13 protein-coding genes are annotated in these 12,036 nt (G+C 73.4%); 6 read left to right on the forward strand and 7 right to left on the reverse strand.

The genetic code is table 11. The features are described from left to right. Positions 1 to 79 precede the first annotated feature (79 nt). Both ACIBO1_RS27850 and ACIBO1_RS27855 read left to right on the forward strand, forming a co-directional pair. A complete protein-coding gene (locus ACIBO1_RS27850) occupies positions 80 to 931 on the forward strand; it encodes a phosphotransferase (protein WP_396751540.1) in 852 nt (283 codons plus the stop codon). Between the two features lie 8 nt (positions 932 to 939). Then, the gene (locus tag ACIBO1_RS27855) at positions 940 to 3,201 is read left to right on the forward strand and encodes a glycosyl hydrolase family 95 catalytic domain-containing protein (protein ID WP_396751542.1); all 2,262 of its coding nucleotides are present in this window, start codon (positions 940 to 942) and stop codon (positions 3,199 to 3,201) included. Here the strand turns inward: ACIBO1_RS27855 and ACIBO1_RS27860 are convergent. From ACIBO1_RS27860 to ACIBO1_RS27875, 4 genes are read right to left on the reverse strand one after another with little or no spacing between them, the layout of a single operon-like run. Continuing rightward, positions 3,149 to 4,141: an aldo/keto reductase gene (locus ACIBO1_RS27860; RefSeq protein WP_396751544.1), complete on the reverse strand. Its 993-nt coding sequence runs from the start codon at positions 4,139 to 4,141 to the stop codon at positions 3,149 to 3,151. The genes ACIBO1_RS27855 and ACIBO1_RS27860 overlap by 53 nt on opposite strands. 41 nt (positions 4,142 to 4,182) lie before the next feature. Beyond that, positions 4,183 to 4,944 carry an SDR family NAD(P)-dependent oxidoreductase gene (locus ACIBO1_RS27865; protein ID WP_396751546.1) on the reverse strand — a complete coding sequence of 254 codons (762 nt, stop codon included), beginning with the start codon at positions 4,942 to 4,944 and terminating at the stop codon, positions 4,183 to 4,185. Further along, on the reverse strand, positions 4,941 to 5,798 hold the full coding sequence (locus ACIBO1_RS27870; RefSeq protein WP_396751548.1) for a fumarylacetoacetate hydrolase family protein: 858 nt from the start codon (positions 5,796 to 5,798) through the stop codon (positions 4,941 to 4,943). Before ACIBO1_RS27870 ends, ACIBO1_RS27865 begins: the two co-directional genes overlap by 4 nt. A gap of 49 nt (positions 5,799 to 5,847) precedes the next feature. Next, entirely contained in the window at positions 5,848 to 6,516 is a 669-nt protein-coding gene (locus ACIBO1_RS27875; protein WP_396751550.1) for a ThuA domain-containing protein, read from the reverse strand. Between the two features lie 172 nt (positions 6,517 to 6,688). On the opposite strand from ACIBO1_RS27875, the gene ACIBO1_RS27880 reads away from it, so the two are divergent. Further along, positions 6,689 to 7,306, forward strand: coding sequence for a DUF998 domain-containing protein (locus ACIBO1_RS27880; protein ID WP_396751627.1), 618 nt, complete (start codon positions 6,689 to 6,691; stop codon positions 7,304 to 7,306). A 63-nt stretch (positions 7,307 to 7,369) separates the two neighbouring features. Here the strand turns inward: ACIBO1_RS27880 and ACIBO1_RS27885 are convergent, their stop codons facing one another. The 3 genes from ACIBO1_RS27885 to ACIBO1_RS27895 all read right to left on the reverse strand — a co-directional run bounded on the left by ACIBO1_RS27885 (position 7,370) and on the right by ACIBO1_RS27895 (position 9,732). Continuing rightward, complete coding sequence (locus ACIBO1_RS27885; RefSeq protein WP_396751552.1) at positions 7,370 to 7,864, reverse strand: hypothetical protein; 495 nt, start codon at positions 7,862 to 7,864, stop codon at positions 7,370 to 7,372. Positions 7,865 to 7,977: 113 nt separating this feature from the next. After that, complete coding sequence (locus ACIBO1_RS27890; protein WP_396751554.1) at positions 7,978 to 8,787, reverse strand: class I SAM-dependent methyltransferase; 810 nt, start codon at positions 8,785 to 8,787, stop codon at positions 7,978 to 7,980. A gap of 9 nt (positions 8,788 to 8,796) precedes the next feature. Further along, positions 8,797 to 9,732: an AraC family transcriptional regulator N-terminal domain-containing protein gene (locus ACIBO1_RS27895; RefSeq protein ID WP_396751556.1), complete on the reverse strand. Its 936-nt coding sequence runs from the start codon at positions 9,730 to 9,732 to the stop codon at positions 8,797 to 8,799. 151 nt (positions 9,733 to 9,883) lie between these two features. On the opposite strand from ACIBO1_RS27895, the gene ACIBO1_RS27900 reads away from it, so the two are divergent. The 3 genes from ACIBO1_RS27900 to ACIBO1_RS27910 are packed head-to-tail and all read left to right on the forward strand — an operon-like array spanning position 9,884 to position 11,965. Then, positions 9,884 to 10,189 carry a putative quinol monooxygenase gene (locus ACIBO1_RS27900; RefSeq protein WP_396751558.1) on the forward strand — a complete coding sequence of 102 codons (306 nt, stop codon included), beginning with the start codon at positions 9,884 to 9,886 and terminating at the stop codon, positions 10,187 to 10,189. 34 nt (positions 10,190 to 10,223) lie between these two features. Further along, the gene (locus ACIBO1_RS27905; RefSeq protein WP_396751560.1) at positions 10,224 to 11,207 is read left to right on the forward strand and encodes an alpha/beta hydrolase; all 984 of its coding nucleotides are present in this window, start codon (positions 10,224 to 10,226) and stop codon (positions 11,205 to 11,207) included. A gap of 2 nt (positions 11,208 to 11,209) precedes the next feature. After that, complete coding sequence (locus ACIBO1_RS27910) at positions 11,210 to 11,965, forward strand: SDR family NAD(P)-dependent oxidoreductase (RefSeq protein WP_396751562.1); 756 nt, start codon at positions 11,210 to 11,212, stop codon at positions 11,963 to 11,965. Positions 11,966 to 12,036 lie beyond the last annotated feature (71 nt).

Below are 12,036 nucleotides of genomic sequence, written 5' to 3' on the forward strand. Positions count from 1 at the left end.
GATCGTGGCGCGGACGCCGGTGGCCGGGTTCGGCTGCCGGCGTCTGCGCGTTCGCGCCGCCCGCACGTAGGATCCGGCGGTGACCTCCGTACGCGACCGACTCTCCGGAGCGCAGCGGGACCTGCTGGACCGGTGGCTCCCCGGCGCGACGGTGCTCCGGGACCTGGGGTGGGACCTGCTGCTGACCACCGTGCTGGAGGTCGCCCACGACGGGGCACGGTACGTCGTCAAGGCCGGTGGCCCCGAGGACCGGCACATCGCCCGGGAGCTGCGCGCCCACCACCACTGGCTGACGCCGTGGACCAGCCGGGACCGCGCGCCGCTGCTGGTGCACGGCGACGAGTCGGCCAAGCTGCTCGTCACCCGGTATCTCCCCGGCGAGCTGGTGCTCGACACCGCACACGTCGACGATCCGGCCGCCTACCGGCAGGCGGGCGAGTTGCTGGCCCTGCTGCACGCACAGACCACGGCCACCGACGACGACTACGAGGCTCGCGAGAACGCCCGGGCGCTGGCCTGGCTCGCCGGTCCGCACCGGATCGCACCGGCCACGGTGGAGCGGCTGCGCGCCGAGATCGCCGCCTGGCCGACGCCGCCGGCCACGCTGGTCCCCACGCACGGGGACTGGCAGCCCCGCAACTGGCTGGTCCACCAGGGCCGGGTCAGCATCATCGACTTCGGTCGGGCCGCGCTGCGACCGGCGTACACCGACCTCGGGCGGCTGGCCGTGCAGGACTTCCGCCGCGACCCGGCGCTGGAGCGGGCGTTCCTGAACGGGTACGGCACCGATCCGCGCGAGCCGGGAAGCTGGCACCGGACCCGGGTCCGCGACGCGATCGGCACGGCGGGGTGGGCGTACCGGGTGGGCGACGAACGTTTCGAGGAGCAGGGGCACCGGATGATCCGGGACGTGCTCGCGGCGACCGGATGACCCGCGGCATGCCGCGTGAACCCGACGGTCCGCCGGGCCGCCACCGCCTCTGGTATGCGCGTCCCGCCACCGACTGGCAGTCCCAGGCGTTGCCGATCGGCAACGGTCGGCTCGGCGCCATGCTGTTCGGTGGGCCGCAGCGGGATCGGATCCAGTTCAACGAGCAGAGCCTGTGGGGCGGGGCGAACGACTACGACAACGCCCGCGCCGGTCGACCCGACGACGTCTTCGACCTGAGCGACACCGGATTCGGGTGTTACCGCCCCTTCGGCGACCTGCTGCTCACCTTCGCCCTCCCGAGCGGCCCGGTCGCCGCCGACGTCCCGGGTCGCGACGGTGACCGGGTCACCGACTACCACCGGGCGCTCGACCTGGAGTCCGGGATCCACACCACCGGCTTCGCCGTCGCCGGGCAGCGGGTCCGGCGAGAGGCGTTCGCCAGCCGCGCCGACGACGTCCTGGTGCTGCGCTACCAGGCCGCGCACACCGGCCCGCTGGACTGCGACATCGACCTGACCAGCGCGCAGGGCGCGCCGACGACCGTGGACGCCGCCACGCGCACCGCGGCCTTCCGGGGTCGGCTGGGCAACGGCCTGCGGTACGCGGCCGGGCTACGGCTGACCGACACGGACGGCGTGGTCACCGCCGTGGGTGGGCGGTTGCGGGTACGCGCGGCGACCTGGATGACGCTGCTGCTGGACGCCCGCACCGACTACCGGATGGACGCCTGCGCCGGATGGCGCGGCACCGCGCCGGAGCCGGCCGTCGAGGCCACTCTCGACGCGGCGGCGGCCCGGTCCTACCCGACGCTGCGCGAGACGCACCTCGCCGACAGCTTGGCGGTGGCACGACGTGTGTCGGTGAGCTGGGGACATCACGACGAGGATCTCCTCGCACTGCCGACGGACGCCCGGCTGGCCCGTTACCGGGCGGGCGGCGAGGACGCCGCACTCGAACAGACCATGTTCGTCCTCGGCCGCTACCTGCTGCACAGCTCCTCCCGGCCGGGCGGGCTCCCCGCCAACCTCCAGGGACTCTGGAACGACAGCGACCGACCGCCGTGGGCCTGCGACTACCACACGAACATCAACGTGCAGATGGCCTACTGGGCGGCGGAGACCACCGACCTCGGCGACAGCCACCGCGCGCTGGTCGAGTTCGTCCGCCAGGTGGCGGTGCCGAGCCGCGTCGCGACCCGGCACGCCTTCGGCGTCGACACCCGGGGCTGGACGGCCCGGACCAGCCAGAGCATCTTCGGCGGCAACGCCTGGGAGTGGAACACCGTCGCCAGCGCCTGGTACGCGCAGCACCTCTACGAGCACTGGGCCTTCACCCCAGATCACGCCTACCTGCGGGACACCGCGTACCCGATGATCAGGGAGATCTGCGAGTTCTGGCAGGACCGGCTGATCGAGCGGGACGGCCGGCTCGTCGCGCCGGACGGCTGGTCGCCGGAGCACGGCCCGCGCGAGCACGGCGTGACGTACGACCAGCAGATCGTCGCCGACCTCTTCGACAACTACCGGGACTGCGCCGAGGCGCTCGACGTCGACGCCGCGCACCGGGCCGTCGTCGCCGACCTGCGGGCCCGGCTCGCGCCGCACCGGATCGGGCGGTGGGGCCAACTCCAGGAGTGGCTGACCGACCGGGACGACCCGGACGACGTGCACCGGCACACCTCGCACCTGTTCGCGGTCTTCCCCGGCCGCCGAATCACCCCGACGGCGACACCGGACCTCGCGGCGGCGGCCCTGGTCTCGCTCGCCGCCCGCTGCGGCGAGCGCGACGGCGTACCGTTCGACGAGTCCACCGTCCGAGGCGACAGCCGTCGTTCCTGGACGTGGCCGTGGCGGGCCGCGGTCTTCGCCCGCCTCGGCGAGGCGCAGCGGGCCCGTCACATGATCCGTGGCCTGCTGCGCTACAACACGCTGGACAACCTGCTCTGCGACCATCCACCGATGCAGCTCGACGGCAACTTCGGCGTCACCGCCGCCGTCGTCGAGATGCTCCTGCAGAGCCACCAGGGCGTCGTCCACCTGCTGCCGGCGCTGCCCCGGGAGTGGGCCGACGGGGCGTTCCGGGGCCTCCGCGCCCGGGGCGGCTACCGCGTCGACTGCACCTGGCGGGACGGCCGGGTCGTCGACTTCACGATCGTGGCCGACCGGGCACCGCACCGCGATCCGGTCCGGGTCCGGGTCGACGGCGAGGACGTGTGGGTCACGCCGACGGCTCCCGGGGCCGCTCCTCCTCCGGGATCATCCCCTCGCTGACCAGCTCGGTCCAGAGCGCGTCGGGCACCGGTGCGGCGAAGCGGGCCGCGTTGTCGGCGACCTGCGTGGCGGTGTGCATCCCGACGACCACCGATGCGACGGTCGGGTGGCGGGCCACGAAGGCCATCGCCACCTGCGGCAGGGTCGTGCCGTGCCGGCGGCACACCTGCGCGATGCGGACCGCCCGGTCGCGCAGCGGCGGCGGCACCGGGCCGTAGTCGTAGGTGTCGCCCGGCTCGGCGGTGGCCAGCACGCCGCTGTTGAAGACGGCGGCGGCCAGCACGGACACGCCGCGTTCCCGGCACCGGGGCAGCAGCCGCTCGGCCGCCGTCTGGTCCAGCAGCGTGTAGCGGCCGGCGAGCATGACCGTGTCCACGTCGGTCTCGGCGACGAACCGTTCCAGCATCCGCGTCTGGTTCATGCCGACCCCGATCGCGCCCACCACCCCCTGGTCGCGCAGCTCGTGCAGCGCCGGGTACGCCTCTGCGACGGCCTGCCGCCAGTGCGCGTCCGGATCGTGCAGCAGCACCACGTCGACCCGGTCCAGTCCGAGCCGGTCCAGACTGGCCGCCAGCGACCGGAGCACCCCGTCGGCGCTGAAGTCCCAGCGGCGGGCCTGGTCGGCGGGCACGTCGAAGCCGGCGTCGTCGCGCAGGTGCGCGGTGGTGGGCGAGGGCATCAGCAGCCGGCCGACCTTCGTGGACACGGTGAACTCGTCGCGGGGACGCCCGGCCAGCGCGGCGCCCAGTCGACGCTCGGACAGTCCGAGGCCGTAGTGCGGCGCGGTGTCGTAGTAGCGGACCCCCAGCTGCCACGCGGTGTCCACCGCGCGTCGTGCCGTCTCGTCGTCCACCGCGCGGTACAGGTTGCCGATCCCGGCCGCGCCGAAGCCGAGCGCGCTCACCGGCACCGCCGTGCGACCCAGTCGGGTGTGTCGCATCGCCGCCTCCTCACGAGGACGTCGCCGTCGGCGACAGGTGGTCAGGTCGCGGCGGCAGCGCGCAGCCGCAGGGAGTGCATCCCGCCGTCCACGGCGAGCACGGTCCCGGTGGTCGCACCGGCCGAGGGACCGGCCAGGTACGCGACGGCGGCGGCCACCTCGTCGGCGGCGACCAGCCGCCCGGTGGGTTGTCGGGCGCGCAGGGCGGCCAGTTCGGCGGCCGGGTCGGCGGCGGCGTCGATCAGCCGGCGTACCCACGGCGTGTCGACGGTGCCGGGGTTCACACAGTTGACCCGGATGCCCTCGCCGACGTGGTCGGCCGCCATGGCGAGGGTCAGCGCCTGCACGGCACCCTTCGTCGCGCCGTACAGGGCCCGGTCGGGCAGTCCGGTGCTCGCCGCGATCGAGCCGATGTTGACGATCGCGGCGTGGGCGGAGCGCCGCAGGTGGGGCAGGGCCGCCCGGGTGACCCGGACGATCCCGACCACGTTGACGTCGAACACCCGGTGCCACTGGTCGTCCGGGTTGGCCTCGACGGTGCCCCGTGCGCCGATCCCGGCGTTGTTGACCAGCACGTCGAGCCCGCCGAGCCGACTCGCGGCGTCGGTCACCGCCTCGGTCACCGAGGCCGCGTCGGTGACGTCGCACCGCACCCCGAGCAACGGCGCCGCCACGCCGGAGGGGTCCAGGTCGAGGCAGGCCACCGCCGCTCCCCGCTCGGCGAGCAGCCGGGCCGTGACGAGGCCGATGCCCGAGCCGCCGCCGGTAACCACCACGGCCATCCCGGTGAACTCGCCGGTCACGACGCCTGCCCGACCGTCTGGCGCTGGGTGCCGAGACCGTCCACCTCGACCTCGATCACGTCGCCGGGACGCAGGTAAGGCTTCGGCTCGGGCATCCCCAGCGCCACGCCGGCCGGGGTGCCGGTGTTGAGCACGTCGCCCGGTTCCAGCACCATGAACTGGCTGACGTACCGGACCACCTCGGCGACCCCGAAGATCATGTTCTTGGTGCTGCCGTCCTGTCGGCGCGTGCCGTTGACGCTCAGCCGCAGACCGAGCTGCTGCGGGTCGGGCACCTCGTCGGCGGTGACCAGCCACGGACCGAGCGGGTTGAAGGTCTCGCAGGACTTGCCCTTGTCCCACTGGCCGCCGCGTTCGAGCTGGAACTCGCGCTCGGAGACGTCGTTGGAGACGGTGTAGCCGGCGACGCAGGCCATCGCCTCCTCGTCGCTGTCCAGATACCGCGCGGTGCGACCGATGACGACGGCGAGTTCGACCTCCCAGTCGGTCTTGACGCTGCCGCGCGGGATCAGCACCTCGTCGTCCGGGCCGATCACGGTGTTGGGCGCCTTCATGAACAGGATCGGTTCGGTCGGCAGTCGCGCGCCGGTCTCCGCCGCGTGGTCGGAGTAGTTGAGCCCGACACACACGATCTTGCCGGGACGGGCGATCGGCGCCCCGATCCGTGGCGCAGGGTCCGCGAGCACGGGCAGCCGCCCGTCGGCGAGCGCGGCGCGGACCCGGGCCGGGCCGTCACCGGCGAGGAAGCTCCCGTCGATCTCGGTCACCAGGCCCGAGAGGTCCCGCAGCCGACCGTCCCGGTCGCGGACGGCGGGACGTTCCTGACCGACCGCGCCCACCCGTAGTAGCCTCACGCCGCACCCTTCGGACAGAGATCGACCTTGCTGCATCGTTATAGAGGAGTCACGAGGATGTCGGCAAGGGGTCGTCGGGGTGGGGTGCCGCGGTCACCCACCGCAGCGCCCCGGCCAAGTGGTCACGGAACGACCGGTCGGCGTACGCCTCGACGGTGTGCCCGAGGGCGGTGTAGAACGCCCGTCCGCCCAGCCGGTCGTGGCACCAGGCCAGCGGATGGTCGACCCCGGTGCGGCCACCGTCGTACGTGGACTCGTCGACCCGCAGCAGGATCCGGGCACGCGGGTACGACCGGAAGTCGTACCACTCGTCGACCCACTCCCAGCGGGCCGGCAGATGCGCGGTGGCGCGATGATCAGGATCGGTCACCGTGACCGTGGCGGGCTGCACCGGGGGATGCCTGTCGAACGCGGCGCCCACCAGCTCGCCGCAGAACGGCCAGTCGTACTCGGTGGCGGCGGCGGAGTGCACGCCGAGGAATCCTCCTCCCCCACGCACGTACGCCTCCAGCGCCGCCCGACCGGCGTCGGTGAGCACCGTGCCGTTGGTGTTGAGGAATACGACCGCCCCGACGTCGGCCAACTCGGCGGCGGTGAAGACGTCCGGGTCCTCGGTCGCCGTCACGTCGGGCCACAGCTCGCGCAGGGCCCGGACGCCGGCCGGGATCGAATCGTGCCGGTACCCGGTGGTCCGGGAGAAGACCAGGACTCGTCTCACGTGACTTCGCCACCCCGCGACTCGACGCTACGGTTACGCCTCCAGGTTGCCGTACCCGTCGTCACCCGGCACGGATGGACCATGATCGGTACGATCGCGACATGACGCGCCGGACGCCGAACGCCCCGTACGGCGCGACGGCGCTCCGCGCCGGAACGGGTCGGTGACCCGGATGGAGCTGGCCGACGGCACGATCCGGGCGTCACTGGCGGCCGGGATGGTCGGCACCACGCTGTTCGTGGTCACCTTCGTCCTCGACGGCCTGACCCGGCCCGGCTACCGCCCGGTGCGGCACGCGGTCAGCGCCCTGGCGCTCGGCCGTCGCGGGTGGTTGCAGACGACCAACTTCGTGGTCTGCGGCCTGCTCGTCACCGCCGCGGCGCCTGGTCTCTGGGCGAGTGCCGGTGGCTGGCCGTCCCTGGTCGTCGCGGTCTTCGGGCTGGCCCTGGTGGCCTCGGGCGTGTTCCCGATGGACCCGATGCGCGGGTACCCGCCGGGCACTCCGGAGGACACGCCCGAGACCCTCAGCCGCAGCCACCACCTGCACGACTACGCCGGTGCCGTGGTCTTCGGGTCGCTGCCGGTCGCCGCGCTCGCCGCCGCGTTCACGCTGGACTCCGTCGGTGGGGCGCTGTTCTCCGGGGCCACGGCGGGCGTACTCGTCGTGCTCACGCTCTGGTTCGGCGCGGCCTGGGAACGGGACTCGCCCCGGACCGGCCTGATCCAACGGGCGAACATCCTCGTCGGCTGGCTGTGGCTGGCCGGCCTCTGCTGGCACCTGCTGCCCTAGCCCGCACGATTCCCCGGGCCCGCACGGTGTCGCGGGCCGCTGCGCCGGCCCGCCCAGCGCGGGTCACGGCGTCAGCGGTGCGGTCGACCCGGCGTCGAGCGCCTGCCGGGCCCGCGCGACACCGGAGCGGATCATCGCGCCGTACCCGTCGTCGGGCAGCGCGTCGAGGTCCGCCACCGCCGCCGCCAGGTGGCGACGCGCCTCGACGGCGTCGCCGGTCCTCCGGTGGGCGTCGGCCAGGTTGAGCCGCAGCGACGGCAGGAAGGCCCGCACCCGCAGCGAGTCGTGGTACCGGCGGGCCCGTTCGTCGCTGAGGTCGGTGATCGCGGCCAGGGCCCGCTGGTCCCAGGCCAGCTCGTCGGTGACCGAGTCCTGCAGGTCGGCGAGGAAGTGCGCGACGGTGCACCGGTGCAGCGCGTCACCGTCAACCCCGATCGTCTCCCAGAGCCGTTCCAGCGCGTCCCGCGCGCCCGCGCGATCCCCGGCGCGGCCCGTCTCGACGGCGACGCCGATGGCGGCCATCACGTCGTCCGTCGCGTCCGTCGTGGACTCCGGCACGGCTGTTCCTCCTGGTGTGTCGGGGACCGGTGGCGGGCCGCAGCGGCGGGTGGCGCACCGGGCGGGTCGGTGTCCCGCTCCGCACCAGGTTGCGCCCTCGACCTTCTCGAGGGTCAAGAACGGCCGGGTGCCGTCGGGCCGCGTCGCCGGGCCAGCCACAGCCCGGTGGTCAGCTTCTGCTCGACGACGCCACCGTGGCTGTCGACGAGGTCGGCGAGGGCGTCGTGCAGGCGGACCCGCTGCGGCTCGGGCAGCATCCGGTGCGGCGAGAAGGTGGACAGCAGGGTGAGGTAGCGCCCGGTGTCGTACGGCACGACGGTCACCACCCGCTCGTGCGTGACGTCGGTGAACCCGGGTGCCGTGCGCAGCTCCTGCGGGTCGAAGGCGCCTGGGTGCCGGCTGTGCACCGGCCGTCCGGGCAGGTCGGCGATCTCCGGGGCGTGGCGCTGGTAGACCGTGTCCATGGCGGCGCGCAGTTCCGCGTCGGCGAAGCCGTACTCGTGCCCGAAGATCGCGAGCACCCCGCCGGGCGTCAGTGCCTCGGCGGCCAGGCCGGTCCGTCGGGTGTGGTCGACCCAGTGCCACGCCTGCGCGCTGGCCAGCAGGTCGACCCCGCCGGGCGGCGGACGCCAGTCCTCGAACCGGTCGACCACCACCGACACCAGGTCGTCGTCGGTGAAGCGTCGTGCCAACAGCGCGGCCATCGCCGGGTCCGGCTCGACACAGGTCAGGGGTACGCCGAGACGACGCAGCAACGCGCTGCCCTTGCCGGTGCCCGCGCCCACCTCGACCACCTCGGCCGGTGTGCCGGTGGCGTACCCGGTGATCAGGTCCAGCAGGGCGGCCGGATAGTCCGCCCGACTCCGCTCGTACGCCTCGGCGACCTCGCCGAACACGTTCCGCTGCTCCCGTGGCACCGCCATGCCGTCACCCTATGGAAGAAGACCGGCCGGCGTGGGGACCGGACGGGGCGTCGGGGCGGGTCGGCCCAGCTCGCCGTGCAGGCGGGCGGCGTCCAGGCGAGGCGGTAGGCCGAACTGGCGGCGGTACTCGCGGCTGAACTGCGACGGGCTGTCGTAGCCGACCTGACGGCCGACGCCGGTGACGTCGTCGGGGCGGGTGGCGAGCAGCAGTCGGGCCTCCTGCAACCGGATCTGCTTCTGGAACTGGATCGGGCTCATCGCGGTGACCGCCTGGAAGTTGCGATAGAAGGCGGAGACGCTCATGCCGGAGAGCCGGGCGAGATCCTCCACCCGGAACGCTCGGGCGTAGTGCTCCCGGATCCACCGGACCGCGCGGGCGACGTGGCTGAGGCTGCTGTCGGCGAGACCGAGCTGCCGCACGGTGGCCCCGTGCTCGCCGGTCACCAGTCGCCAGAGGATCTCCTGTTTGACCAGTGGCGCCAGCACCGCCGCGTCGCGTGGCCGGTCGAGCAGACGGACCAGTCGGACCGTCGCGTCGAGCAGCTCCGGGGGCGCGTCGCTGACGGCCAGGCCGGACGGCGCGCCGCCGCCGACCGGCGGCAGGTCTCCGGGCGCCGCCCGCAGCAGCACCTCGGCGACCGCTGCCGGACGCAGGACCAGGCCGACGCCGAGCGCCGGGCGGCCCGGCTCGATCCCGAGGAACTCGCCGGTGACCGGCAGGTCCACCGAGGCGACGAGGTACTGCCCGGCGCGGTACTCGTACACCCGGTCGCCGGTCGCGAGTCGTTTCGCGCCCTGGGCGATGAGGGCCAGCACCATGCCCGACATCGACGGCGACGGCGGCGCCGACCGGTCGACCCGCGAGATCAGCAGGTCGTCGACGGCGGTGCACAGGTCCGGGCGAGCGTGGCGGTCGAGCAGGTCACGCAACTCGTCGAGGCTCACGGGGCCATTGAAGCAGGAAACCGATCCTCGCCACAACGAGAGGATCATGCAAGAGGCCGGGAGAAACTGCCTACCGTCCTCGCTGCCCACGATGCTTATATGGGTTTGTCGATATCCCAACGACAACGGCCAACCTGGAGGAATCACCGACATGACCGTCGACCACGGCTTCCACGCCACCATGACCGCGCACCCCGGCAAGGGCGACGAGGTGGTGGCGCTCCTGCTCGACGCCCCCGCGCTGACGCACCCGGACTGCGTCGTCTTCCTGGTCGGGCGCTCGGCCGGCGACCCCGACGTCGTCCACCTCACCGAGGGCTGGACCAACCGGGCGGCACACGCCGCGTTCTTCGCCACCGCCCCGGCGCGTGACCTCGTCACGCGACTCGCACCGCTGCTCGCCGCCGAGGCGACCTACACCGACGAGGTGCCGGTCGGCGGCAGAGCCGTCCTCTGAGCCGACACCCACCCCGCCGACCCGAGGACCCGACATGACGTTGCCCCGCCCCGACCTCGACCCCGACCTGCGGGCACTGCTCGCCGACCTGCCGCTGGTGGCCCGGCTCGACCACGACGTGCTCGCGCAGATCCGGCCCTACGCCACCACGCCCGTGGAAACCCTGCTCGACGGCGCGTCCGTGGACCGACAGGAGATCACCGTCCCGGCCGCCGACGGCACCCCGATCCCGCTATCCGTGCTGCGTCCCGCCGGGAGCACCGGCGACACACCGGCACCGTGCGTCTACTGGATCCACGGCGGCGGGATGGTCCTGGGCGACCGCTACGCCCAACTCGACATCCCCCTCGAATGGCTGGACCGCTTCGGTGCCGTGGTCGTCTCGGTGGACTACCGGCTGGCGCCCGAGGTGACCGGCACGACGCTGGTCGAGGACTGCTACCAGGGCCTGCTCTGGACCGCCACGCACGCCGCCGACCTGCGCATCGATCCGGCCCGTCTGGTCGTCGCCGGTGCCAGCGCCGGCGGTGGCCTGGCCGCCGGGGTGACCCTGATGGCCCGTGACCTCGGCACCCCGCCGATCGCCGCCCAGGTGCTGATCGGCCCGATGCTGGACCACCGCAACGACACCACCTCCAGCCGGCAGTACTCCGGCGGCCCCGATGTCTGGACCGGCGAGTCGAACGAGTTCTGCTGGCGCTGCGTCCTGGGCGAGGAGACCGATCGGCCGGTGCCCGCGTACGTGTCACCGGCGCTCGCCGACGACCTGGCCGGTCTGCCCACCACCTATGTCGACGCCGGCTCGGCCGAGGTCTTCCGGGACGAGAGCGTCGACTACGCAAGCCGGATCTGGGCCGCCGGTGGGCAGGCCGAACTGCACGTCTGGGCGGGCGGCTGCCACGGTTTCGACGCGATCCTGCCGCAGGCCGCCATCTCCACCACGGCCCGCCGGACCCGCACCGACTGGCTCGCCCGGGTGCTGACCACCGACCGCACCACCCACGAAGGGACCGACTGACCATGCCCATCGCCATCGTCACCGGCGGCAGTTCCGGCATCGGACGCAGCGCCGCACTCCAGATCGCCCGACGCGGCACCGGGGTGATCCTGACGTACCAGCACCACCCGTCCGGGGCGCATGACACGGTGGCGCGCATCGAGAGCGACGGTGGCCGCGCCGTCGCGTTGCCGCTCGACCTCGGCGACTCCACACGGTTCCCGGCCTTCCACGACGCGGTGGTCACCGCGCTGCGCGACACCTGGCAGCGGGACACCTTCGACTACCTGGTCAACAACGCGGGGGCGAGCCGGACGGCGACGTTCGAGGACACCACCGAGGAGTTGTTCGACGACCTCATGCGGGTGCTGCTGCGCGGGCCGTACTTCCTCACCCGGACGCTGCTGCCCCGACTGGCCGACGGCGGCGCGATCGTCAACGTGGCCAGCAACGCCGTCGGCTCCGGTCTGGAGCCCGGCTACTCCGCGTACGGCACCATGAAGGGCGGCCTGGTGGTGCTGACGCGCTACCTGGCCAAGGAGTTGAGCGGACGGGGCGTGCGGGTCAACTCGGTCTCCCCCGGCTCCACCCGCACCCGCATCGCCGACGACGCCTTCGCCCGACACCCGGAGGTGATCCCGCACCTGGCGGCCCAGACCGCTCTCGGCCGGGTCGGCGAACCGGACGACATCGGGCTGGCCATCGCCGCGCTGCTGGACGACGCCGGTCGCTGGATCACCGCCCAGGACATCGAGGTCTCCGGAGGCTACCGGCTCTGACGTGGGCGGCCGGGGCGGTCGGGTCCTCCGTCCGCCCCGGCGGCAGGGCACCATGGTGGCCGACAGGAGGG

Source organism: Micromonospora sp. NPDC049903 (assembly GCF_044460945.1).
In the GTDB taxonomy this organism is placed as follows: Bacteria; Actinomycetota; Actinomycetes; order Mycobacteriales; family Micromonosporaceae; genus Micromonospora.

What these genes read in the sequence shown, in the direction of transcription:
- ACIBO1_RS27855 (WP_396751542.1), top strand. Translation starts at nt 940, where the DNA reads ATGCCGCGTGAACCCGACGGTCCGCCGGGCCGCCACCGCCTCTGGTAT.
- ACIBO1_RS27860 (WP_396751544.1), bottom strand. Translation starts at nt 4,141, where the DNA reads ATGCGACACACCCGACTGGGTCGCACGGCGGTGCCGGTGAGCGCGCTC.
- ACIBO1_RS27880 (WP_396751627.1), top strand. Translation starts at nt 6,689, where the DNA reads ATGGAGCTGGCCGACGGCACGATCCGGGCGTCACTGGCGGCCGGGATG.
- ACIBO1_RS27890 (WP_396751554.1), bottom strand. Translation starts at nt 8,787, where the DNA reads ATGGCGGTGCCACGGGAGCAGCGGAACGTGTTCGGCGAGGTCGCCGAG.
- ACIBO1_RS27900 (WP_396751558.1), top strand. Translation starts at nt 9,884, where the DNA reads ATGACCGTCGACCACGGCTTCCACGCCACCATGACCGCGCACCCCGGC.
- ACIBO1_RS27905 (WP_396751560.1), top strand. Translation starts at nt 10,224, where the DNA reads ATGACGTTGCCCCGCCCCGACCTCGACCCCGACCTGCGGGCACTGCTC.
- ACIBO1_RS27910 (WP_396751562.1), top strand. Translation starts at nt 11,210, where the DNA reads ATGCCCATCGCCATCGTCACCGGCGGCAGTTCCGGCATCGGACGCAGC.